This window comes from Altererythrobacter sp. CAU 1778 (assembly GCF_054482795.1).
The window spans coordinates 1,644,208-1,667,666 of sequence record NZ_JBTLRP010000001.1 but is presented as its reverse complement, the minus strand read 5'-3'; the positions used below and the strand labels follow the sequence as shown (position 1 = coordinate 1,667,666).

General features: G+C 66.1%; 15 protein-coding genes and 1 tRNA gene. 11 read left to right on the top strand and 5 right to left on the bottom strand.

The features are described from left to right. Positions 1–88 precede the first annotated feature (88 nt). The 7 genes from ACXYN8_RS07875 to trxA all read left to right on the top strand — a co-directional run bounded on the left by ACXYN8_RS07875 (position 89) and on the right by trxA (position 11,450). Entirely contained in the window at positions 89–2,431 is a 2,343-nt protein-coding gene (locus ACXYN8_RS07875) for a PAS domain-containing sensor histidine kinase (protein ID WP_458888809.1), read from the top strand. Beyond that, positions 2,428–2,871 carry a tRNA (adenosine(37)-N6)-threonylcarbamoyltransferase complex ATPase subunit type 1 TsaE gene (gene tsaE / locus ACXYN8_RS07870; protein WP_458888808.1) on the top strand — a complete coding sequence of 148 codons (444 nt, stop codon included), beginning with the start codon at positions 2,428–2,430 and terminating at the stop codon, positions 2,869–2,871. Before ACXYN8_RS07875 ends, tsaE begins: the two co-directional genes overlap by 4 nt. Then, on the top strand, positions 2,868–3,845 hold the full coding sequence (locus ACXYN8_RS07865; RefSeq protein WP_458888807.1) for an aminoglycoside phosphotransferase family protein: 978 nt from the start codon (positions 2,868–2,870) through the stop codon (positions 3,843–3,845). The genes tsaE and ACXYN8_RS07865 overlap by 4 nt, the downstream gene beginning before the upstream one ends. Beyond that, complete coding sequence (locus ACXYN8_RS07860; protein ID WP_458888806.1) at positions 3,842–4,558, top strand: nucleotidyltransferase family protein; 717 nt, start codon at positions 3,842–3,844, stop codon at positions 4,556–4,558. The genes ACXYN8_RS07865 and ACXYN8_RS07860 overlap by 4 nt, the downstream gene beginning before the upstream one ends. After that, positions 4,551–7,580, top strand: a complete 3,030-nt coding sequence (gene addB, locus ACXYN8_RS07855) for a double-strand break repair protein AddB (RefSeq protein ID WP_458888805.1) — start codon at positions 4,551–4,553, stop codon at positions 7,578–7,580. The genes ACXYN8_RS07860 and addB overlap by 8 nt, the downstream gene beginning before the upstream one ends. Further along, entirely contained in the window at positions 7,577–11,068 is a 3,492-nt protein-coding gene (addA, locus tag ACXYN8_RS07850) for a double-strand break repair helicase AddA (protein WP_458888804.1), read from the top strand. The genes addB and addA overlap by 4 nt, the downstream gene beginning before the upstream one ends. A 61-nt stretch (positions 11,069–11,129) precedes the next feature. After that, a complete protein-coding gene (gene trxA, locus ACXYN8_RS07845; protein ID WP_458888803.1) occupies positions 11,130–11,450 on the top strand; it encodes a thioredoxin in 321 nt (106 codons plus the stop codon). Here the strand turns inward: trxA and ACXYN8_RS07840 are convergent. Together ACXYN8_RS07840 and argJ are read right to left on the bottom strand one after the other, a co-directional pair. After that, the gene (locus ACXYN8_RS07840; protein ID WP_458888802.1) at positions 11,447–12,253 is read right to left on the bottom strand and encodes an inositol monophosphatase family protein; all 807 of its coding nucleotides are present in this window, start codon (positions 12,251–12,253) and stop codon (positions 11,447–11,449) included. The two genes, trxA and ACXYN8_RS07840, sit on opposite strands and share 4 nt — an antisense overlap. Further along, positions 12,250–13,476, bottom strand: coding sequence for a bifunctional glutamate N-acetyltransferase/amino-acid acetyltransferase ArgJ (argJ, locus tag ACXYN8_RS07835; RefSeq protein WP_458888800.1), 1,227 nt, complete (start codon positions 13,474–13,476; stop codon positions 12,250–12,252). Before argJ ends, ACXYN8_RS07840 begins: the two co-directional genes overlap by 4 nt. 131 nt (positions 13,477–13,607) lie before the next feature. Between argJ and ACXYN8_RS07830 the strand changes: the two genes are divergently transcribed. From ACXYN8_RS07830 to ACXYN8_RS07820, 3 genes are all read left to right on the top strand, one after another. Next, on the top strand, positions 13,608–13,895 hold the full coding sequence (locus tag ACXYN8_RS07830) for a hypothetical protein (protein ID WP_458888799.1): 288 nt from the start codon (positions 13,608–13,610) through the stop codon (positions 13,893–13,895). Positions 13,896–13,990: 95 nt separating this feature from the next. Then, positions 13,991–16,738 carry a preprotein translocase subunit SecA gene (secA, locus tag ACXYN8_RS07825; RefSeq protein WP_458888798.1) on the top strand — a complete coding sequence of 916 codons (2,748 nt, stop codon included), beginning with the start codon at positions 13,991–13,993 and terminating at the stop codon, positions 16,736–16,738. Positions 16,739–16,764: 26 nt separating this feature from the next. Beyond that, positions 16,765–17,508 carry a sulfite exporter TauE/SafE family protein gene (locus ACXYN8_RS07820; protein ID WP_458888796.1) on the top strand — a complete coding sequence of 248 codons (744 nt, stop codon included), beginning with the start codon at positions 16,765–16,767 and terminating at the stop codon, positions 17,506–17,508. A 49-nt stretch (positions 17,509–17,557) separates the two neighbouring features. Here ACXYN8_RS07820 and ACXYN8_RS07815 read toward each other — a convergent pair. Both ACXYN8_RS07815 and ACXYN8_RS07810 read right to left on the bottom strand, forming a co-directional pair. After that, positions 17,558–17,632: transfer RNA gene (locus ACXYN8_RS07815), tRNA-Asn, on the bottom strand. A gap of 65 nt (positions 17,633–17,697) precedes the next feature. Then, positions 17,698–18,486: an NAD kinase gene (locus ACXYN8_RS07810; RefSeq protein ID WP_458888795.1), complete on the bottom strand. Its 789-nt coding sequence runs from the start codon at positions 18,484–18,486 to the stop codon at positions 17,698–17,700. A gap of 136 nt (positions 18,487–18,622) precedes the next feature. Between ACXYN8_RS07810 and ACXYN8_RS07805 the strand changes: the two genes are divergently transcribed. Next, the gene (locus tag ACXYN8_RS07805; RefSeq protein WP_458888794.1) at positions 18,623–19,933 is read left to right on the top strand and encodes an EAL domain-containing protein; all 1,311 of its coding nucleotides are present in this window, start codon (positions 18,623–18,625) and stop codon (positions 19,931–19,933) included. On the opposite strand, the gene mfd is transcribed toward ACXYN8_RS07805, so the two are convergent. Continuing rightward, on the bottom strand, positions 19,930–23,421 hold the full coding sequence (gene mfd / locus ACXYN8_RS07800) for a transcription-repair coupling factor (protein ID WP_458888792.1): 3,492 nt from the start codon (positions 23,419–23,421) through the stop codon (positions 19,930–19,932). The two genes, ACXYN8_RS07805 and mfd, sit on opposite strands and share 4 nt — an antisense overlap. Positions 23,422–23,459 lie beyond the last annotated feature (38 nt).

The following is a 23,459-nucleotide window of genomic DNA, read 5'->3' as shown; positions in this document are numbered from 1 at the left end:
CGTGCAGGAGGAGAACCCCCGCTTTTGCGGGGGTTTTTCGTGCGCGGCGCAGTTGCATCGAACGCGGTGGGCGCATAGCTGCTAGGCCATGGAGCTGACCCCCACCGCGATTGCCGTGATCGGCCTGTTGCTGGCCGCATGGACGGCGGCGGCGGGCTGGGCGTGGCTGCGCGCGCGTGCGACCGGGCGGCGCGCCGATGGGGTGGCCAAGCGTGCCAAGCGGCTTTCGCGGATGCTGGACGAAGCCCCCGCGGTTCCCCTGCTGGTCCGCGTCGATGGCCGGGTCGAAGCGCCGCCGCGCTTGGCGCAGTGGCTAGGGCTGGCAAAAGTGCCGGAATTCCTGTCTGAATTCGAATGCGAGGACGGGGGGCTCGAGGCTCGCGACCTCTCCCGCCTGAACGACGCCGTGCGCGCCACGCAGAAAACCGGCGCTCCGTTCCAGATCGCGCTGACCCCGGCGGGCTCGCGCCGCAGTCTCGCCATGCGCGGGGCGCTTGCGGACCCGCAGGTTTCGCCAGGCGGCGCGGCGCTTGTCTGGGTGTTCGATTTTTCAGACAGTCACAACGAACTGGCTGATCTGCGCGAGGAAGCGGCGCAGGCCAAATCCGACTTCGCTGCGCTCGTCGGCCTCATCGAATCCGCTCCCATCCCAATGTGGTTTCGCCGCAACGACGGTCGGCTCCGGCTCGTCAATTCCGCCTATGTCGATGCTGTCGGCGCGGCCGATGCCGCCAGCGTGGTGGAAGACCAGATCGAGCTGATCGAAGCCTCGGAAGGGCGAACTGCGGCCGAAGTCGCACGACTGGCGCGCGAATCGGATGCGCCATCGGAACGGGTCGTCAGCGCCACGGTCCACGGCCAACGTCGTTCGATGCAGGTGAGCGACCTGCCGGTGGGTCGCGACGGCGTGGCCGGATATGCCATCGACATCGAGGAAATGGAGGAGCAGGCCCGCGCCTTCCGCGCCTTCCGCGAAGCGCAGCGTTCCATGCTGGACCAGCTTTCGATCGGCGTCGCCCAGTTCAACGCGAAGCACGAAATGGTCTTCGCCAACCAGCCGTTCCAGCGCGTGCTGGCCATAACGCCGGACTTCATCGCGGATGCGCCCCATTTCAGCCGGGTGCTCGACCGCGCGCGGGAGCAGGGCAAGGTGCCCGAGATGCGCGACTATCCCGCGTGGCGACGCGAGATCGAGCAGTGGTTTGCCGCCGACAAGACGATAGAGGACCACTGGGCGCTGCCCGGCGCGATGCATCTGCGCGTCGTCGCCCAGCCGATGCCCGACGGCGGGCTGGTGATGATCGCGGAGGACCGCACCGAACAGCTCGCCATGTCGGCGGCGCGCGACCAGTTGCTCCGCACCCGCACCGCGACCTTCGACAGCCTCTTCGAAGCGCTCGCTGCCTTCCAGCCGAACGGTCAGCTGCAACTGTGGAACAAGCGGTTCGCGGATTTGTGGGAGCTGGAGGAGGAATTCCTCATCGGCCATCCGAAAGCCGACGCCATCATCGCCGCGATTGCCGACAAGCTGGCGCGCCCCGCCTTCGCCACGCGGCTGGGCGATGCGGTGAAGGCTGCCGCGCTCGACCGGCGCTCCAAGACTGGCCGCATCGACCTTGCCGACGGGCGCATCCTCGAATTCGCAGGCGTCCCGCTGCCCGATGGCAATGGCCTGCTCACCCTGCTCGACGTAACCGACAGCCAGAAGGCAGAAGCCGCGCTACGCGACCGGGCGGAGGCGCTGGAGGAGGCCGACAAGGTGAAGACCCGCTTCCTCGCCAACATGAGCTACGAATTCCGCACCCCGCTGACCTCCATCGGCGGATTTGCCGAGTTGCTTCAGGCTGGCGCTGCGGGCGAGATGAGCGCGCAGGGGCAGGAATATGTCGCTGCGATCCTCACCTCGGTCGAGCGGCTGGGCGAACAGATCGAAACCGTGCTCGACCTCTCGCAGAGCGAAGCGGGCCTGCTGCCGCTGGATCGCAAACCGATCGAGATGTTGCCGTTCATCACCGGGCTCGTTCGCGAGCGGGAACAGGCGATCATCGATGCGGACCTGTCGCTCGATCTCAAGGGCGATCGCAGCGCGGGCAAGGTCGAAGGCGACGCGCGCAGGCTGGGCCGGGCCTTCGGTCACCTGCTCGACAACGCCATTTCCGCGACGCCCAAGGGCGGGCGCATCCTGGTGATGGTTGGGCGGGAGAACCGGCAATCCCGCGTGGTCATCTCCGATAATGGGCGCGGAATGGACGGCAAGGAACTGGCCCGCGCGCTCGAAGGCGTGCGGCTGGGCAAGGACGGAAAGCAGGTCGACCGGCGACAGGGCCTCGGCCTTCCGCTCGCGCGAGAATTGGTCGAAGCGCATGGCGGGAAGCTGGAAGTCCAGTCCGAACGCGGCGCAGGCACCACGGTGGTAATAACCCTGCCGTGACGCGCGACTTGCCCGACCTTGCCGCGATGGAGCGCTTCGGTGCGGATATTGCCGCACGATTGCGGGCCGGTGACGTGATCGCTCTGACGGGCAATCTCGGCGCGGGAAAGACCACGCTGGCTCGCGCAATTGTCACATCGCTCGGCTATGCGGGCGAAGTGCCATCTCCCAGCTTCACGATCATCCAGACCTACGACCCGCCGCAGGTCACCCTCCCGCTGGTCCATGCGGACTTCTACCGGCTCGACGATCCGGCGGAGGCGGAAGAGCTTGGCCTCGACGATTATCGCGACGGCGCGGCACTGATCGCCGAATGGCCAGAAAAAGCAGGCGGCTTCTCCCACGAGCCAGCCTGCCTCACCATCCGCCTCGAAATTGCGGACGAGGGGCGCAAGGCCGTTGTCGCGGGCGGCGCGGATTGGCAAGGACGCTGGCCATGAGCGACCTGCCCGACGGAATCGACCAGTTTCTCGCAGATGCCGGATGGGCGGGGGCGGATGTCCAGCCCATGCCGGGCGATGCCTCTTTCCGGCGCTATTTTCGCGTGGTCGATGGGGGTCGCAGCGCGATCCTGATGGATGCGCCGCCGCCGCACGAAGATCCCGGACCGTTTCTCGATGTGGGTGATTGGCTCACCGAACACGGCCACCGCGCGCCGCTCACCTACGCCGCGGACCGGGCACGCGGCCTTGCGCTGATCGAGGATTTCGGCGCCGACCGTATGCGCGACTGGCTGGACGAAAATCCGGCGGCGGAGGAGGAGACATACGCCCGCGCCATCGACGCGCTGGTGGCCTTGCACCAATCTCCACCCGGACCGTTCGCGCCTTACGACATGGGGACGTACCAGCGCGAGGCGGCGCTGCTTCCCGAATGGTTCGCACCGGCAGCGGAGATAGACGTCGATGCAAGCGGGTATGCGACGGCGTGGGAAGAAGCGCTCGCCCCGATGCTCGAACGGCAGAACCCCGGCGTGACCGTGCTGCGCGATTATCATGCCGAAAACATCATGCTGCTGGAAGGCGGCGCGCAGGGGCTGATCGACTATCAGGACGCGCTCGTCGGACACCGCGCATACGATCTGGTGTCGCTGTTGCAGGATGCACGGCGCGACGTTTCGCTGGAATTGGAACGGGCCATGCTCGACCGCTATCAGGCGCTCGCTTCGCCGGGGCCGGAGTTCGAAGCGGATTACGCCCGGCTCGGCGCGCAGCGAAACGCCAAGATCGTGGGCATCTTCGTGCGCCTGTGGAAACGCGACGGCAAGCCGCGCTACCCCACGCTCATACCGCGCGTATGGGATGCGCTCGAACGCGATCTGGCGCATCCCGCGCTGGCCCCGGTTGCAGCATGGTTCGACGCGAATATCCCGGCGGAAATTCGTGAGCGTCGCGGCGGAGGGCTGGTCACGTGAGGCAGCTTGCCAGCGACACGGCGATGGTCATGGCCGCCGGCATGGGCAAGCGGATGCGACCTCTCACGGCCACCCAACCCAAGCCGCTGGTGCGCGTTGCCGGCAAGCCGCTGATCGACCACGCGCTCGACCGGCTGGCCGAGGCGGGCGTGGCGAAAGCGGTGGTCAACGTGCACTATCTCGCCGACGCGCTGGAGGCGCACGTGGCGGGACGAAAGACGCCGCAAATCGTCATTTCGGACGAGCGCGGCGAACTGCTCGAAACCGGCGGCGGCATGGTCAGGGCGCAGCAGCATCTGCCCGACCCGTTCTTCTGCCTGAACTCCGACAACATCTGGCTCGACGGGCCGCGCAATGCCTTTGCCGATCTCAGCCATGCCTGGGACGCGGACCAGATGGACGCGCTGTTGCTGGTGGTGCCGCACACCGGCGCGCATAATTTCCGGGGGAAAGGGGATTTCCATCTCGACGCCGCGGGCCGGGTGACGCGCCGCCGCTCCGGTCGCATCGCGCCGTTCATTTATTCGGGCATCCAGCTCGTTTCCCATCGCCTTTTGCGCGACGCACCCGAGGGACCGTTCTCGACCAACGTGCTGTGGTCGCGCGCTATCGAAGAAGGGCGATTGTTCGGCATCGGCTTTACCGGCCAGTGGTTCGAAGTCGGCACCCCCGATGCGATCCGGCCGACCGAGGCGGCATTGCGCGATGGCTGATCCGGCGCGGCCGGAAATCTATTCGATCGCGGCGCACCGCGGATTCGCCGATGCGCTGGTCGCAGGGCTGGTGCCGCGCTATCGCGAAGACGGTTTCGGCCTTGCGCGCACCACGTTGCTGTTGCCCAGCCGCCGGGCCGCGCGCACCGTGTCGGAAGCCTTCATCCGCCACTTCGGCGCGGCAGGTGAACCGGGCCTGTTGATGCCGCGCATGGCGGTGGTCGGGGATCTCGACCTCGACGAGACGCTTGGCAGCCTGCTCGACCCGATTGGCCAGGGAGCTGAGATTCCTCCCGCCGCCGATCCGATGCGGCGCTGGCTCATGCTGGCGGACATCGTACGCGATGCGATGGAAAAACTCGGCCAGACCGTGCCGCCGCGTCCTGCGCTGCTGACCCTGGCGCGCGAGATGGGCCGCACGATGGACCGGCTGCTGGCAGAAGATGTCGCGCCCGATGACCTGTGGAGCGAGCGGGTTGCAAGCGCGCTCGCCGATCAGTCCGCGCATTGGGATCGCAACACGCGCCTGTTCGCCGCCGTGCAGAGCACGTGGCTGGCGGAACTTGGAGCGCGCGGAGAAGTCGACGCCGCGACCCGGCGCAACCTCTTGTTCGACCACGCCGCGCGCCGCTGGCGGGAGGATCCGCCGCAATCGCCGATCATCGCCGCAGGCGTGACCAGCGCGGCGCCCGCACTTGCCCGGCTGTTGCGGGTCGTCGCAGGCCTGCCGCAGGGCGCGGTCATCCTGCCCGATCTCGACCTGTCCTTGCCAGACGACGCGTGGGACGAACTGGGTACGGCCGGCGATCCCGCAGCGGAGCAGGCCTTCGCGCGCGGCGATGCCGTCACCCACCCGCAATATCATCTCAAGCTGCTGCTCAACCGCATGGGCGTGGCGCGGGGCGAGGTGCAGCCGTGGCACCGCGCCGGTCTGGGCAAGGGACCGCCAGAGCGAAGCCATGCAATCTCCAGCCTGTTCCTGCCCCCGCAGGCCAGCGAGGTGTGGGTGACGCTGCCGCCCGATAAGCGCCGCCTTGCCGGCGTGCGGCTGATGGAAAGCGCCAATCCCGAGGGCGAGGCACAGGCCATCGCGCTCGCTATTCGACAAGCGGTGGAAGAGCAGGAACGCCGCGTTTCGCTCATCACCCCGGACCGGGCACTCGCGAGGCGCGTGAAGGCACATCTCGAACGCTGGAATATTCTGGCTGACGATACCGCCGGTCAGCCCCTGTCGCAAAGTGCCGCGGGTCGGGCGCTGCTGCTGCTGGCGGAGGTCATTGCCGAGCGTGCCGCCCCCGTGCCGTTGCTCGCATTGCTCGGCCATCCGCTGGTCGGGCAGGGCGACGATGGCGCAGTCCGGGCCGACTGGCTGAGGCGCGTGCGGGCGATGGAACGAAGCCTGCGGGGTCCACGCCCTGCGCCCGGCATCGAACCCCTGATGCCGACAATCGCGAAGCTGGCGGCTCGCGATGCCGGTGTGCGCGACTGGTGGGATGGCGTGCAGGCGATCCTCGCCCCGTTGCTGGCCGGGGACAGCGATGCGCCAGCGCCGCTTGCCGACTGGATCGAGCGATTGGCCGCCGCTGGCGAGGCCTTGTGCGGGGAACGCCTTTGGGCCCGCGAAGACGGGCGCGCGCTGGCTAGTTTCGTCGAGGAACTGCGTGCGAATGCGGCCAAAGTCGGCACCTTGCTGGCGCCGGACGACCTCCACACCGTGCTTCAGGCTGCGATGAACGAAATTGCCGTGCGCCCGCCCTATGGCGGCCATTCGCGCGTCGCGATCTATGGCCTGCTCGAATCGCGCATGACCCGCGCCGATCTGACAATCTGCGCCGGCCTAAACGAAGGCGTCTGGCCGCAGGTGCCGTCCACCGATCCGCTGCTCGCCCCGGCGATCCTGCGCGTGCTCGGTGTGCCGGGGGCGGACTTCCGCATCGGACTTTCCGCGCACGATCTAGCCGGAGCGCTCGGGGCGCCCGAGGTTATCTTGTCGCGCGCACGGCGCGACACTGGCGGTCCGACCATCCCCTCGCGGTTCTGGCTGCGGGCGGAGGCGCTGCTGGGCGACGCAGCGAACACCGCTGCGGACTTGCGCGGCGGGCACGAAGAACGCGCTCTCCCGCTGCTTGCCGAAACGCTCGACGCCGCGCGGGAAGAACCTGCGCCCTATCCACGACCGGCACCGATGCCGAGCGCGGCGCAGCGCAGGGTCGACATTCGTATCACCGCACTCGACAATCTCATCGGTGACCCGTTCCAGTTCTACGCGCAGCACATCCTGCGGCTGAGCGCGTTCGATCCGCTGGACGACGAGCCGAGCCCGAAGTGGCGCGGCATCGCGGTGCATGAAATCCTCGAACGCTGGCACCGCGAGGGCGGCGATCTGCTGGCGATGGCCAGAACGGTGCTGCGCGAGATGAACGCGCACCCCTTGATGCGCGGTCTCTGGCTCCCGCGCCTGCTCGCAGGGCTGCAATGGGTCGAGCAGACGATTGCCGCGCAGGATGACCGCGACGTGATCGCGGTGGAGCGCAAGGCCGAAACCACGTTGCACGGCATCCGCATCCTTGGCCGCGCCGACCGGATCGACCGGCTCGCGGACGGCTCGTTCGCGATTGTCGACTACAAGACCGGCGGCGCGCCCAGCACGAAGTCGGTGGAAAAGGGCTACAAGCTGCAACTCGGCCTGATCGGTCTGATGGCCGAAGCGGGCGGGATCGAGGGCCTACCCGCAGCACCGGCCAGCGCCTTCGAATACTGGTCGCTTACCAAGGACAAGCGCAGCGCCACCGATTTCGGCAAGGTCAGCTCGCCGGTCAAAACGGTCGGAAATAAGGCGAAAATCCAGCCTGAGGACTTCGTTGCTCACACGCAGGATCATCTCGAGGACGCCATAAAGACCTACCTCCTCGGCGATGCGCCGTTTCTCGCCCGTCTGGCGCCGGATTATCCCGGTTATGCCGACTACGATCAGCTCATGCGCCTCGACGAATGGTTCGGGCGCGAGGACGGTTCGGCATGAGCGGCCGGATTTTTCCGCTGAAGGAGCAGCAGGCCGACGCGGTCGATCCGCGCGAGACGGTGTGGCTGTCCGCCAGTGCCGGGACCGGTAAGACGCAGGTCCTGTCCGCCCGCGTGCTGCGCCTGTTGCTGGAACCGCACGTCGATGCCTCGCAAATCCTGTGCCTCACCTTCACCAAGGCAGGCGCGGCGGAAATGGCGAACCGCGTCAACGAAGTGCTCGCGCGTTGGGTTCGGATGCCTGCCGTCGATCTGGCGGGCGAACTGGCGCATATCGGCGCGCCGGTCGATCCCGACACGGTCGCACGGGCGCGGACGCTGTTCGCCAGCGTGCTCGACAGTCCGGGCGGCGGTCTCCGCATCGACACGATCCACGCCTTTTCGCAGTGGTTGCTGTCTGCCTTCCCGGAGGAAGCGGGGCTCGTACCCGGAACGAAGGCGATGGACGACCGAGAGCGCGACCTGCTGGCCCGCAAGGTGCTGTCAGACCTTCTGGAAGACGCCGAACGTACGGGCGACGAGGCGACGCTGGAAAGTCTCGCGGAACTTAGCCGGCGGCTGGGCGCGGACGGGGCGCAGGGGTTCCTCATGCGCTGTGCCGCCGCGCGCGATTTGTGGTTTGGCACGGGTGCCTGGCAACCGCCCATGCGTGCGCGGATCAACAATGTGCTCGGTCTGCCGAGCGAGGCCGGGCCTGCGAACCTGGCGGCGTTGTGTGCGGACGACCGTTTCGACCTCGCGTCCCTGCGGGATTGCCAGCGGATCAATCGCGCATGGTCGGCCAAGACGGGGCAGGGCAATGCCGACGTGATCGACGCCTGGCTTCTGGCCGAGCCGGTGGCGCGGGTCGAAGCGCTCGATGATCTGGCGCGGGTTTTCCTCACCCAGAAGGGTGAGCCGAAATCAACGACGTCGCTCGACAAGATCGATCCGGGGTATGCGGCTGCGCAATCCCGCGTGATCGGCGGCATTGCCGCCGTGGCGGACTTGCGCGCGATGCTCGACCTCGCAGCATTCCTTGACCCGACACTCACGCTCGGTCGGCGCTTCGCCCTGGCGTGGGACGAGGCCAAGCAGCGCGAGGGGCTGATCGATTTCGACGACCAGATCCGCCGCGCCGCGCAATTGCTCCAGCGCAGCGAGACTGCGCAGTGGATCCGCTTCAAGCTGGACCGGCAATTCGACCACATCCTGATCGACGAGGCGCAGGACACCAATCGGTCGCAGTGGGACATCATCGATGCGCTGACCGACGACTTCTTCGACGGCGTCGGCCAGCGCGAGGGGCGGGTGCGGACGCTGTTCGTGGTCGGCGATTACAAGCAGGCGATTTTTCGCTTCCAGGGCACCAGCCCGGAAAACTTCCGCCTCGCCCGCGAACGGGTGAGTGCGCGAATGGACAGCACGGCGGAAAATGCCGAGACGCTGCGCGGGCTGGGCGAAGCCCGGCGCTTGCGCGAATACGGGCTGGGCCACAATTTCCGCAGCACACAACCGGTGCTGGATTTCGTCGATGCGGCGATTGAGCGGATCGGGTTCGAGCAGTTCGGGCTGGAAAAGGCGCCGGAGCGTCATGTCGGCCTCGGCGAGCACGGTCAGGTCGTGCTCTGGCCGCCCGTCGCGGGCGACGAGAATGCCGACAGCGGTGACGACGACAGCGAGCCGCAGAACTGGATCTCGCAACCGGAACGCCTGCTGGCCGACCGGATCGCGCTGCAAGTGCGGCAGTGGATGCGCGAGGGGTTCCCGCTGCTGCGAGGGCGCGATGGCAAGCCTGCGCGTCGCGCCGGTCCGGGCGATGTCATGGTGCTGGTAAGGAAGCGGCGCGAGCTTGCCGGCCTGCTAGTCGCGCGGCTCTACGCTGCGGGTGTTCCGGTGGCCGGGGTGGACAGGCTCCGACTAGGCGCACCTCTGGCGGTGCAGGATCTGATGGCCGCGCTGCGCTTCGCCGTGCAGCCGGCGGACGACCTCTCGCTCGCCAGCCTGCTGGTTTCGCCGCTGGTCGGCTGGAGTCAGGAAGACCTGCTGGAGTGCGGTTATCGCGATCCGGGGGTCACCTTGTGGCGACACTTGCGCGATAGTGAGGATGCCCGCAGTCGCGCAGCCGTATCCCGCTTGCGCGATATGCTGGCGCGCGTCGACTTCCAGACACCGCAGGCCCTGCTGCACTGGATGCTGGTCGGGCCGTGGCGCGGTCGCGCGAAGCTGCTCGCCCGGCTGGGGCGCGAGGCTGCGGACCCGATCGACGAGCTACTGAATGCAGCGCAGAATTACGAGGCGGCACATACCGCCAGCCTGCAGGGATTCATCCAGTGGTTCGATGCCGGCGACGGCGAACTCAAGCGCGAGGCTGAGGGCGCAGGCGGCCAGGTTCGGGTGATGACCGTCCACGGCTCCAAGGGCTTGCAGGCGCCGATCGTCATTCTGGCCGACGCGACCGGGCGGATCGGCAACGGGCGTGCGAGCGACCTTGCCCTTGACGAGGTGGTGGCAGGTGAGCCGACCGGTCGCGCCATGCCCTTGCCGCCGCTTTCCGGTCAGGAGCGTGTCGGGATAGTCGCCGATGCCGCGGAGGAAGCCGCGCTGGAGGAAGCGCGCGAGCACTGGCGGCTGCTTTACGTCGCGATGACGCGCGCGGAAGAAGCGCTGTTCGTGGGCGGCGCACTCGGCACGCGGGACAAGGGCGAGCCGCCCGAAGAGAGCTGGTATGCGCATCTCGCGCCACTGTTCGCCAATGCGCCGGCAATCGAAGAATGGCCGTGGGGAGCGGTGAAGCGGTTGGGAGCGATGCCCGATGTGCCGATGGAACGGGCAGATGAGGAGCGCGCTGCGTTGCCCGTCCTGCCGCACTGGGCCACCACGCCCGTGGGGCCAGAACCGCGCCCGCCGCGCCCGCTTGCCCCGTCATCGGCAGGTGAGGACGAATCGCCCGACCCGCCGCTGCCGCCGGGGGTTGGCAAGGATGCCGCGCGGCGCGGGGTGCTGATCCATGCCCTGCTTGAACGGCTGCCGGCGGTGCAGCCGGAAATGCGGGAGGCCAGCGCCGCCGCGTGGCTCGACGGGCAAGCGCGCGACCTCGCGCCTGCGGACCGCAGTGAAATCTCCGCCAGCGCGCTTGCAGTGCTGTCTCATCCGGGCTTTGTCGAGGTGTTCGGCCCCGATGCGCTCGCGGAGGTTCCGCTTGCCGCGACAGTCGGGGGGCGCGTGATCGCAGGCACGGCGGACCGCCTGCTTGTGCGGGACGAAGCCGTCACCGTGGTCGATTTCAAGACGGCGCGCCGTCCTCCAACGTCGGTGGAGGAAGTGCCCGACGCCACGGTGCGCCAGATGGCGGCCTATGTGCTTGCACTGGAAGCGATCTATCCCGGAAAGCGGGTCGAGGCAGCGTTGCTCTATACGCAAACGCCGCAAATGATTGCGCTTTCCGACGCGGCTCTGGCCCAACATAAGGCGGCGTTGGCGGGGTCGCAGGAAAGCTTTGCCGGGTGATACGTTGCACTAGGGCGACCAGCACCTAGATTGTCGAAGATCAGAATTCAGGAGATTTCCCATGGCCACCAAGCAAGTCACCGACGCGAGCTTCCAGTCCGACGTCCTCGAATCGGACAAGCCCGTGCTCGTCGATTTCTGGGCGGACTGGTGCGGCCCGTGCAAGATGATCGCCCCCGCGCTGGAGGAAATTAGCGAGGAACTGGGCGAGCAGGTGACCATCGCCAAGATGGACATCATGGAGAACACCGAAATTCCCGGCCAGATCGGCGTTCAGTCGATCCCGCTGATGGTCCTTTTCAAGGATGGCAAGCCGGTCGCGCAAAAGCTTGGCGCGGCGCCCAAGAACCAGCTCAAGAGCTGGCTGGAAGGCGAGCTTTAATCCAGCCTTTCGTAAAGCGCGGCCAGATCGTCCCACAGCGCCGGACTGGCCGCGCCGATCATCCCGGTGCGCCCGACCTCGTCCACGCGATAGGGTGATCCGTCGGGTCGGCAGACCTTGCCTCCCGCTTCGTTCAGCCACAGCGTTCCGGCCGCATGGTCCCATGCCAGCGTCCGCTCGAAGAACGACACGTCGTTTTCGCCCAGCGCGAGGCGCGGGTATTGTTCCGCCGCGCAGCGCGGTGTCTCGACCACGCGGTAGTGCGGCATGATATGCTCGGTCACGGCGGCCCGGCGCGCCGGATCGAGGAAGATGGTGGAGATCGCGGCGACCGGCCTATCCTCGCCCGTTGCGCTCGCCGTTACCCGCTGTCCATCGACGAAGGCGCCTTCGCCGCGGCGCGCATGGCAGAACCGTTCCGCGACGGGATCGTAGATCCAGCCTGCCACTGCTTCTCCTGCATCGGCGAGCACGAGCATGATGCCGAACGGCCCTTCGCCACGGGCGAAGTTATGCGTGCCGTCGATCGGGTCGATGATCCAGCACGCGCCGGATAGGTGATCGAGCACGCCGGGGTCGGCGTGGGCGGCTTCCTCGCCGACGATTGCGACGCCCGGCGCGAGCTTCGCCAGCGCTTCGGTCAGGAAGGCCTCGCTCTCCCTGTCGGCGACGGTGACGAGATCGTCTTCCGCCTTTTCGATGATCTCGCCAGCAGACAGGTTCTTCCACCGCGGCAGGATCACGCGGTCCGAAACGTAGCGCATCAGCGCCAGGATCTCCGCATCCAGCGCGCTTTCGCTCATGACCTGTAGTCCGCGTTGATCGAGATGTAGCCATGCGTCAGGTCGCAGGTCCACACGGTGGCGCGCCCATCGCCCAGACCGAGGTCGATCTGTATGGTGATGTCCTGCCCGCGCAGATGTTCGGCCACCGGGGCTTCGTCGTAATCCGCGAGCGGCAAGCCCTCGCGCGCTGCCCAGGTGCCGCCAAAGCCAATGGAGAGCTTGTCGCGGTCCGCCGGTTCGCCCGCCTTGCCGACCGCCATAACGACCCGGCCCCAGTTGGCATCCTCGCCCGCGATAGCGGTCTTCACCAGCGGTGAGTTTGCCACGGCGAGACCGATCCGACGCGCGCTGTCATCCGATTGCGCGCCCGTGACTTCAACCGCGATGAACTTCTGCGCCCCTTCGCCATCGCGCACGACCAGTTGCGCAAGCTGGCGGCAGACGTCTTGCAGCGCGGCGGCAAAAGCATCCGCGCCCTCGCTGTCGTAGCTGGCCAGCGGAATGTTCCCCGCCTTGCCCGTAGCGAAGGCAAGCACCGTGTCGCTGGTGGAGGTATCGCTGTCCACCGTGATGCAGTTGAAGGTGCCGGCATTCGCCTCGCTGAGCATTTGCTGGAGGAAGGCAGGCTCCACTGCCGCGTCGGTGAAGATGTAGCCCAACATGGTCGCCATGTCGGGTGCGATCATGCCGCTGCCCTTGATGATCGCGCATAGTTCCACGCGCGTCTCGCCGATCATCGCGCTGGCGTGGGCGCCCTTGGCGAAAGTGTCGGTGGTTGCGATCGTGTCGGCGGCGTCCTGCCAGCCGCATTCGTCCGTTCTCAGCGCGGCCGCCACGCCGTCGCGCGCCTTGTCGCGGGGCAGGGGAACGCCGATCACGCCGGTGGAGGAAACGAACACCTCATTTGCCGAGCAGCCGAGGTGCTGCGCGATCTGCTGCATGATCTGTTCGACCGCCTCCCGCCCGCGATACCCGGTAAACGCATTGGAATTGCCGGCGTTCACGACCAGTGCGCGAGCAGCGCCGCGCGCGGCCTGTTCGCGGCCAAGCTCGACTTCGCTCGAACAGCAGATATTGCGCGTGAAGACCCCGGCGACGCTCGTGCCTTCGCTCAGTTCGACATAGGTCAGGTCGCAGCGGTCCCATTGCTTGTAGTGCGCCCGGGCAACGCGCAGTCTGACGCCGTCGATGGCGGGCATATCGGGGAAGGGCCGGGCGAGGGGGGAGCGGGCGAGTTCCATGGCCGGGCCGTGTAAGGTCGCGGGAAGCTTTCCGCAATCTCCGCCTGTCCCCGACGCACGAATGTTGCGAAGCGGCCACGTCTGCCTGCTTTATCGGCTCATCACTCTGGACGAACGGCTGGTCGCGCGCTATGTCCACACCCGATATGCGTCATCTGCTCGCTCTCGTTGCCTTGTTCACCGGACTTGCCGCTCTCGGCAGCCCGGAAACCGCGCGCGCCGGGGCGATCGAAAACGCACTGACCGAACTTGCCGAGCAATGCGCCAAGGGTGGCGTTTGCATCCAGGAACCGACGCGGTCGCAGCCGACCTCGCGTATGCCTGTCGACAATCGCCGCAAGACCGGCCACGATCGCCGCCGCTCGGTGACGGTGATCATCCCGACGCTGCAGTACGGCGTCGACCGCGCTCTCGAATAGCGTTTAACCGCCTTTTCCAGTTCCGCTGACGGGATGCGCCTGCTGCGCGTCCCGCTGCTTGCATATAAACTCCCTATTATCGCGAGGAATCGCCCGTGCTCCAGTCCCTCGGCAAGGCCCTGTTCGGCTCGTCCAACGACCGTTACGTCAAATCGCTCGGCAAGATCGTCACCCAGGTCAACGCGCTGGAAGACAGCATAAAGCCACTGTCCGACGAACAGTTGCAAGGCAAGACCAAGGAATTCCGCGACCGCCTGAGCGCAGGCGAGACGCTCGACGACATTCTGCCCGAAGCATTCGCCGTGGTGCGCGAAGCCTCGCTCCGCGTGCTCGGGATGCGGCATTTCGACGTACAGATGATCGGCGGGATCACGCTGCATCGTGGCGAAATCGCGGAAATGCGCACGGGCGAAGGCAAGACGCTGGTCGCCACGCTGGCGACCTATCTCAATGCGATCGAAGGCAAGGGCGTCCACGTCGTCACCGTGAACGATTACCTCGCCCGCCGCGACGCGGAATGGATGGGGCAGCTTTATCGCTGGCTCGGGCTGACGGTCGGCGTGATCGTGCCCAATCTCGACGAATTCTCGCGCCGCGAAGCCTACGCCGCCGACATCACCTACGGGACGAACAACGAATTCGGCTTCGATTACCTGCGCGACAACATGAAGCACGAGCGCAGCCAGATGGTGCAGCGCCCCTTCAACTACGCCATCGTCGACGAAGTCGATTCGATCCTGATCGACGAAGCGCGAACGCCGCTGATCATCTCCGGCCCGACCGAGGACAAGTCCGAACTCTACGTCGCGCTCGACGAAGTGGTGAAGACCATTCCAGAGGATTGGTACGACAAGGACGAGAAGTCCAAGAGCATCATCCTGACCGAGGATGGCGTCGAGGAAGTCGAGAAGATCCTGATCGAACGCGGCCTGCTCGAAAGCGACAATCTCTACGACGTGGAGAACACGCAGGTGGTGCACCACCTCGACCAGGCGCTGAAGGCGAATGTCATGTTCAAACGTGACACGGATTACATCGTGAAGGACGACAAGGTCGTCATCATCGACGAATTCACCGGCCGCATGATGGATGGGCGCCGCTGGTCCAACGGCCTGCACCAGGCAGCCGAGGCCAAGGAAGGCGTCAAGATCGAGCCCGAGAACCAGACGATGGCCTCGATCACCTTCCAGAACTACTTCCGCATGTATCCCAAGCTGTCGGGCATGACCGGTACGGCCGCGACCGAGGCGGCGGAATTCTTCGACATCTACAAGCTCAACGTCACGGAAATCCCGACCAACGTGCCGGTCCAGCGGATCGACGAGGACGACGAGTTCTACAAGAATACGCAGGACAAGTTCCAGGCGATCGCCAAGGCGATCCGCGAGAAGAACGAGATCGGGCAGCCGGTGCTCGTCGGCACGGTCAGCATCGAGAAGTCCGAACTGCTCAGCCAGTTCCTCGACCGCGAAGGGGTGAAGCACTCCGTTCTCAATGCCCGCTTCCATGAGAGCGAGGCGCATATCGTGGCGCAGGCGGGCCGCCTTGGCGCGGTGACTATCGCCACCAACATGGCGGGCCGCGGCACTGACATCCAGCTCGGCGGCAACCTCGAATTCCGTATCGACGACGAAGTCGGCGATATGCCCGAAGGGCCGGAACGCGATGCGGCGATTGCTCGGATCTCCGAGGATATCGAGAACGAGAAGCAGAAGGTGAAGGAAGCGGGCGGCCTGTTCGTGCTTGGCACCGAACGCCACGAAAGCCGCCGCATCGACAACCAGCTGCGCGGCCGCTCCGGCCGTCAGGGCGACCCCGGCCTGTCGCGCTTCTACCTCTGTCTTGAGGATGACCTCCTGCGCATCTTCGGCCCGGACACGCTGTTCGCCAAGATGATGAACTCGAACCTCGAGGATGGCGAGGCGATCGGATCGAAGCTGCTCAGCAAGGCGATCGAGACCGCGCAGAAGAAGGTCGAAGCGCGCAACTACGAAGTTCGCAAGCAGGTTGTCGAATACGACAACGTGATGAACGACCAGCGCAAGGTCGTGTACGAACAGCGCGCCGAAATCATGGACAGCGCGGCGGTGGACGTCGTCGTCGTCGACATGCGCCACGATACGGTGAACGCGGTCGTTTCCACCCATTGCCCACCGGGGACCTATCCGGAACAGTGGGACGTCGAAGGGCTGAAGGAACGCCTTGCCGACGTGTTCGATATCGCTCCGCCGGTCGAACAATGGCTCACCGAAGACGAGATCGATCCGGAACTGATCGAGGAGCGCGTGGTCGCCGAAACCGACGGCATAATGGATGCCAAGGTCGCAGGCAGCGATGCGGAGATCTGGCGCTCGGTGGAAAAGAGCGTGCTGTTGCAGAAGCTCGACTACCACTGGAAGGAGCATCTCGCGACGCTCGACGCGCTGCGGCAGGTGGTGTTCCTGCGCGCCTACGCCCAGCGCAAGCCGATCGACGAGTACAAGCGCGAAGCCTTCGGCCTGTTCGAATCGATGCTGGAGACGATCCGCGAGGATGTCACCCGCACGCTCATGACCAGCCAGCTGCGGATCATGCCGCCCGAGCAGCCGGAATTGCCCGAGCTGCCCGACTTCCTGACCGGCCATATCGATCCGCTGACGGGTCGCGAGAATTCCGACGATGGCGATGGCTCGGCGCAGCGCGCGGCGCTGTTCGGCGCTCTGGCAGGTTCGACCTTTGCTGCGGTGGGGCCGGGCGGGGCGGACAAGGCGAATCCGTACGCGGACATGGAAATCAGCCGCAACGCGCAGTGTCCTTGCGGTTCGGGCAGCAAGTACAAGCATTGCCACGGCGCCGCAGCCTGACCTGACCAGCAAGCAGCGCGGGTAGGATGAGCGGCATCGCCCTGACGGCGGCGTTCTTCGTCACCGCGCTGCTATATGCCTCGGTCGGCTTCGGCGGAGGCTCGACCTACAGTGCCCTGCTGGCGCTGAGCGGGTTCGACTATCGCCTGCTGCCGGTGCTGTCCCTGCTGTGCAATATCGCCGTCGTTGCCGGAAGCACGGTTCGCTTCGGGCGGGCGGGGGTTATGCCATGGCGCGGCGCGATGACCCTCACCGCCGTGGCGGCGCCAGCGGCGCTTGTGGGCGGTCTGACGCCGGTCGGGGAAGGCGCGTTCTTCATCATTCTGGGTGCCAGCCTCGTGCTCGCGGGTCTGGCGCTGTTCGTGCCGCAGGCCTCCGGCGGGGACGAACCGACCCGCTTTGCCCGTCTCATGCCCGCCGCCGCGCTTCCGCTGGGGTATGTCGCGGGGCTGGTGGGCATCGGTGGAGGCATCTTCCTTGCCCCTCTGCTGCACCTCGTACGCTGGAATGACTCGCGCCGGATCGCAGCGACGGCCAGCGTGTTCATACTGGTCAATTCGCTGTTCGGCCTTGCGGGCCAGCTTCTGAAGAACGGACCAGACAGGCTGGGGGAGGCGGTGGCATTCGGATTGCCGCTCATGCTCGCCGTCGTGGTGGGGGGGCAGATCGGGAGCCTGTTGGCCCTGAAGGTCCTGCACCCGCGGGTCATCCGCTGGTTCACCGCCGCACTGACGATCTGGGTCGGCTCGCGCCTGTTGCTGGGATCGTGACAACCGAGCTGACCGGAAACCGGTCTCAGCTAGCGAATTGTCGGAATAGTGGCTCCCCGAGTTGGATTCGAACCAACGACCAAGTGATTAACAGTCACCTACTCTACCGCTGAGCTATCGGGGAGCAGCCCTTGCGAGCGAGCCGCGCCTATATTCAGCGTCCCGGTCTTTGGCAAGACCCGGATTTGCTCAATTGAGGAATTGTTCGGCTACGATGCGTTCGTCAAGGCTGTGGCCGGGGTCGAACAGCAGGGTCAGTTCCTGGTCGTGGGAGACTTCCAGCTGCACCTCGGCTATGTCGCGCAATTCCTTCTGGTCGGCGACGGCGGCGACGGGTCGCTTGTCCGCTTCGAGGATGCGGAAGCCGACGCGGCTCTTGTCGGGCAGGATCGCGCCGCGCCAGCGCCTGGGGCGGAAGGGGCTGATCGGCGTGAGGGCGAGCAGCTGCGAATCGAGCGGCAAAATCGGTCCGCGCGCGGACAGGTTGTACGCGGTCGATCCGGCAGGCGTCGCCAGCAGCACGCCGTCGCAGGCGAGTTCGGCGATGCGAATCTTTTCGTTCACCGACACTTCGATCTTCGCGGTCTGGCGCGTCTCGCGCAGCAGGGACACTTCGTTGATGGCGCTGAAACGGTGCGTCTGGCCGTCCTGCGTGGTCGCGCTCATGGTTAACGGCGCAACGATGATCGCCTTCGATTTCGCCACCCGCTCGATCAGCTTGGTGCCGTTGCGAAAGCGATTCATGAGGAAGCCTACGGTGCCGAGGTTGAGGCCGTAGACGGGCAGGATATGCCCGCTGTCGAGCATCTGGTGAAGCGTCTGAAGCATGAAGCCGTCGCCGCCCAGCACGACGGCGGCATCCGCTTCCTCCAGCGGAACCCAATCTGCCATGTCGGACAATGCCATGCGCGCGGTCTGCGCCGCCTCGGTATCGGAGGCGAGAAGCGCGAGCCTGCGGTAGCCGTTATTCTGCGTCACCTCCGGTCCTCCCCAACCGTATTCGCGCTACCTATGGCGCGTGCCAAGCAATTGCAACGCGCGCGCTTGGGCTTTCCGCGCAACAGGAACGCTTTGCTAACCGCTGCAAGTCTAGGGAAGCGCAATGGTTTTCGCCGTGAAACGTCCTTCGAGCCGAGACGACCGCGACCCGCTGACGGGCCTTGCAGGGCTGGCCAGCGCGCGCGAACAGATCGCTCACTGGCAAGCCGAGGCGCGGGAGCGGGGAGACAATCCGCCGATCCATGCGCTGTTGCTGGGGCTCAAGCGGTTCGACACGGTAAACCTTGCCTATGGCGAATCCGCTGGCGACGCCGCGCTGGTCGAAATCGCTGCGCGCATACTCCGCTTCGCCGGGTTCGAACTGGAAGGCGAATGGATCGCCGCGCGTCTTTCCGGCGGCACCTTCCTCGTCGCAGCGAACGAGCCATGCAGCCGGGAGCGGTGGGAATGGCTGGCGCAGGCGCTGGCCGACAGCATCAGCCGTCCGATGGGCGGCGCCGACGGAAACGCGACGCTGCGCCTGTGGCCCCGCGTCGCGCTGATGCGGGCGCTGCCGGCAGACGAGCTGGACGTCATGCTCGATCGCTTGTCGGAAACGCTCAATGTCGCGCAGCACGCCCATGGCGCGCGCTCGCTATGGGTGGATGGCGAGCGTAACCTTGCAGGGCGCAGCGCCGCGCAGCTGGAAGCGGACCTTCTCGCCGCGCTTGACCGGGACGAGATCGAGATCCTGTTCCAGCCGCAATATGCCGGGCTCGACGACAGGCTGGTCGGAGCGGAGGCGCTTGCCCGCTGGCAGCACCCGGAGCTTGGTCGCATCGGTGCAGGGGCATTGTTCGCGATTGCCGACAGGGCGGACCACGTCGCGCACCTGTCGCGCCATATCGCCCGCCGCGCGCTGGAAGGCGCGGCGACCTGGCCGGACCACTTGCGGCTCTCTCTCAACGTCACGCCGACCGACATGACGGCAGGCAGCTTCGCTCATTCCCTTCGCGAAATGCTGGAAGCGACGGGTTTCGATCCGGCGCGTCTCACGCTGGAGATCGTGGAGCAGGCGTTGCTGTCCAATCTGGAGCAGACAGCGGACAGCCTGAGCCGCCTCGTCGACCTTGGCGTCAGGATCGCGCTCGACGATTTCGGCGCTGGGTTCTGCAACTTCCGATATCTCAAGTTCCTGCCGCTCCACTACCTGAAGCTCGATCGGGCAATGTTGGAGGATATCGCCCGCGACAGCCGCGATCTCGCGGTGCTTCGCGGCATCATAGCCATGGCTCACGCGCTTGACCTCGAAGTCATAGCGGAAGGGATCGAGGACGAGGTGCAGCGCGCACTCGTGGTGCAGGAAGGCTGCGCTTTCTATCAGGGTTTCCTGCGCGCCGCGCCCATGTCCGGCGATGATTTCGCGGCGTTGGCAGGCAGGGCCTAGGCCGCCTCCGTCGCGCGCTTCGCCTTCTTGGCGAGGATGTTCGACAAGCCCCTGGTCAGCTGGAAAAGGCCGTTGAGGCGGCTCTTGGGATCGCCCCAAGCGCGGTTGATGACCAGCTTCATGTCCGGGCGCAGCTTGGCCGTCCCTTCCAGCCGGTCGACATAGGCAAGCAGGCCTGCAGGATCGGGGAAATCGTCCTTGTGGAAGGTGACAAGCGTGCCGCGCGCGCCGACGTCGATCTTGGCGATATTGGCGGCAATGGCCTGGTGCTTGATCTCGATCAGGCGGACGAGGTTGGCGGTCGCATCGGGCAGCGGGCCAAAGCGATCGATCATCTCGGCCGCCATCGCCTCGATCTCGGCCTTGTCCCGCGCATCGTTGAGGCGGCGATATAGCGCCATGCGCACGGCAAGGTCGGGGACGTAATCGTCCGGGATCATGATCGGCGCATCGACTGTGATCTGCGGGCTGAGGCCGGTGCGGTCGCTCTCCAGCCCCGCATCGCCTGCCTTGGCGGCCAGGATCGCGTCTTCCAGCATCGACTGGTAAAGTTCGAACCCGACTTCGCGGATATGACCGCTCTGCTCGTCGCCCAGCAGGTTTCCTGCGCCGCGAATGTCGAGGTCGTGGCTGGCAAGCTGGAAGCCAGCCCCCAGGCTATCGAGATCGCCCAGCACCTTGAGCCGCTTTTCTGCCACTTCGCTCAACTGCGTGTTGGCGGGCGTGGTGAGGTACGCGTAGGCGCGGATCTTGCTGCGTCCGACGCGCCCGCGAAGCTGGTAAAGCTGGGCAAGGCCGAAACGGTCGGCACGGTGGATGATGATCGTGTTGGCGCTCGGCAGATCCAGCCCGCTCTCGACGATGGTGGTGGAAAGCAGGACTTCGTACTTGCCTTCGTAATAGGCGCTCATGCGCTGTTCGATTTCGCCCGCGCCCATCTGGCCGTGCGCGGTGATGGACTTCACCTCCGGTACGTTGTCCTTCAGCCAGCCTTCCAGCGCTTCGAGATCGGATATGCGCGGCACGACGATGAAGCTCTGCCCGCCGCGGTGGTGTTCGCGCAGCAAGGCCTCGCGCATCACCATGTCGTCCCACTCCATCACGTAGGTCCGCACCGCGAGGCGGTCGACCGGCGGGGTCTGGATGGTCGACAACTCGCGCAGGCCCGACATCGCCATCTGGAGCGTACGCGGAATCGGCGTGGCGGTCAGCGTGAGCACGTGAACGTCGGCGCGAAGCTGCTTCAGCTTTTCCTTGTGCGTGACCCCGAAACGCTGCTCCTCGTCGACGATCACGAGGCCGAGATCCTTGAACTTCGTGCTCTTCGACAGGATCGCGTGCGTCCCGATGACAACGTCGACCGTACCGTCGGCAAGGCCTTCGCGGGTCTCGGTCAATTCCTTGGCCGGGACGAGGCGCGACAGGCGGCCGACTTGTAGGGGGAAGCCTGCAAAGCGCTGAGTGAAGTGCTGGAAGTGTTGCCGTGCGAGCAGGGTGGTCGGCGCGATGATCGCGACCTGCTGGCCGTTCATCGCTGCGACGAAGGCGGCGCGCAGGGCAACCTCGGTCTTGCCGAAGCCGACATCGCCGCAGACGAGCCGATCCATCGGGCGCCCGCTTTCGAGATCGTGCAGCACATCGGTGATGGCACGATCCTGATCGTCGGTTTCCTCCCACGGGAAGCGGTCGACGAACTGGTTGTAGCTTGCGCCATCGGCGGACAGGATCGGTGCCTTGCGAAGTGCGCGCGCGGCAGCGGTTTCCATCAGTTCGCCCGCGATTGCGCGGATACGCTCGCGCAGCTTCGCGCGGCGTTTCTGCCATGCCTCGCCGCCCAGCCGGTCGAGCTGCACCGCTTCTTCGCTGCTGCCGTACCGGGTGAGGACATCGATGTTCTCGACCGGGATAAACAGCTTGTCTCCGCCGCGATATTCCAAGGCCACGCAGTCGTGCTGGCTCTTTCCGACGGGGATCGGTTCTAGGCCGAGGTATTTGCCGATGCCGTGCTCCAGGTGGACGACGAGATCGCCGCGAGCGAGCGATTGCAGCTCGGCCAGGAAGGCATCGGCATCTTTGCGGCGTTTCTTGCGGCGGACCAGCCGGTCGCCGAGCAAATCCTGCTCGGTAACGATCTCGAGGTCGTCGCTGGCGAAGCCGTTGTCGAGCGGCAGCACCATGGCGGTGAGCTTGCCCTTGGCCGATTTGCCGAGTGCATCCTGCCAGCTTTCGGCAAGCACGGCGGGCGTGCCGGCCTCGCCCAGGATGGACGCGATGCGGCTCCGCGACCCTTCCGAATAAGCGGCCAGGAGCGGCCTCTTGCCCGATTTCGACACCGCCTTGAAATGCTTTGCGGCGGCTTCGTAGACGTTCTCGCCTCGCGCACGCTCCGGGGAGAAATCGCGCGCTGCGGAATAATCGAAGTCGAGCACACTCTCGCGCTCCGGCTCGCTGAACGGATTGGCGCGATGTACGGTGCGCGCGGCCAATGCGCTGCGGAATTCGTCGCCCGACAGGTAGAGCGCATACTCGGCCAGCGGCCGGTAGCTGCCCTTGGCCTGCCCGGCATTCTCGGCGCGGCTGCGGCGGTAGTCCGTGATGTCGGTCAGCCGTTCGTCGGCGGCGCCGATGGCGGCGTTCTCGATTACCGCGACGTCATCACTGCCGAGATGGTCGAACAGCGTTGCCAGCTTGTCCTCGAACAGCGGGAGCCAGTGTTCCATTCCTGCTAGGCGACGACCCTCGCTCACTGCCTGATAGAGCGGGTCCTGCGTGGCGTTGGCGCCGAACATCTCACGGTATCGGCTGCGGAAACGCTTGACGCTCTCCTCGTCGATCAGTGCCTCGCTGGCGGGCAGGAGAAGATGCGAATCGAGCGTCCCGATGGTGCGCTGCGTCGTTGGGTCGAACAGGCGCAGGCTTTCCAGCTCGTCGCCGAAGAAATCGAGCCGCAATCCGCCTTCGAGGCCGGATGGGATGATGTCGAAGATCGAGCCACGCACGGCGAATTCGCCCGCATCGATGGCGGTGTCGCTGCGCGAATAGCCCTGCCGACGCAACAGGCTGGTGAGGCTGTCGTGGCCGATCTCCGTGCCCGGCTTCAGTTCGCGCACGCATTCCCGGATGCGGAACGGGGTGAGCACGCGCTGGAGCGCGGCGTTGATGGTGGTGACGAGCAGCTGCGAACCGCTCTTGCCAGCCTGCAGGCGGTGGAGCGTCGACAACCGCCGCGCGCTGACCGACAGGGCCGGGCTGGCGCGGTCGAAGGGCAGGCAGTCCCACGCGGGAAACTCCAGCACTTCCAGCTCTGGCGCGAAGAAGCGCGCGGCATCGGCCAGCGCCCGCATGGAACCTTCGTCTGCAGCGATGAAGACTGCGCGACCCTTCGCCGCGCGGGCGAGGTCGGCCATCACCAGCGGCTGCGCCCCGCGCACCAGCGAGGCGAGCGTCAGCGGCTGTTTGGCGGACAGGATGCGGGAAAGGTCGGGCATGGACGTCTTGCAGTTAAAGCGGGGCAGGGCGGTGTCGT

Coding starts and splice junctions, on each gene's coding strand:
- ACXYN8_RS07875 (WP_458888809.1), top strand. CDS start 89: ATGGAGCTGACCCCCACCGCGATTGCCGTGATCGGCCTGTTGCTGGCC.
- ACXYN8_RS07865 (WP_458888807.1), top strand. CDS start 2,868: ATGAGCGACCTGCCCGACGGAATCGACCAGTTTCTCGCAGATGCCGGA.
- addB (WP_458888805.1), top strand. CDS start 4,551: ATGGCTGATCCGGCGCGGCCGGAAATCTATTCGATCGCGGCGCACCGC.
- addA (WP_458888804.1), top strand. CDS start 7,577: ATGAGCGGCCGGATTTTTCCGCTGAAGGAGCAGCAGGCCGACGCGGTC.
- trxA (WP_458888803.1), top strand. CDS start 11,130: ATGGCCACCAAGCAAGTCACCGACGCGAGCTTCCAGTCCGACGTCCTC.
- ACXYN8_RS07840 (WP_458888802.1), bottom strand. CDS start 12,253: ATGAGCGAAAGCGCGCTGGATGCGGAGATCCTGGCGCTGATGCGCTAC.
- argJ (WP_458888800.1), bottom strand. CDS start 13,476: ATGGAACTCGCCCGCTCCCCCCTCGCCCGGCCCTTCCCCGATATGCCC.
- ACXYN8_RS07830 (WP_458888799.1), top strand. CDS start 13,608: ATGTCCACACCCGATATGCGTCATCTGCTCGCTCTCGTTGCCTTGTTC.
- ACXYN8_RS07820 (WP_458888796.1), top strand. CDS start 16,765: ATGAGCGGCATCGCCCTGACGGCGGCGTTCTTCGTCACCGCGCTGCTA.
- mfd (WP_458888792.1), bottom strand. CDS start 23,421: ATGCCCGACCTTTCCCGCATCCTGTCCGCCAAACAGCCGCTGACGCTC.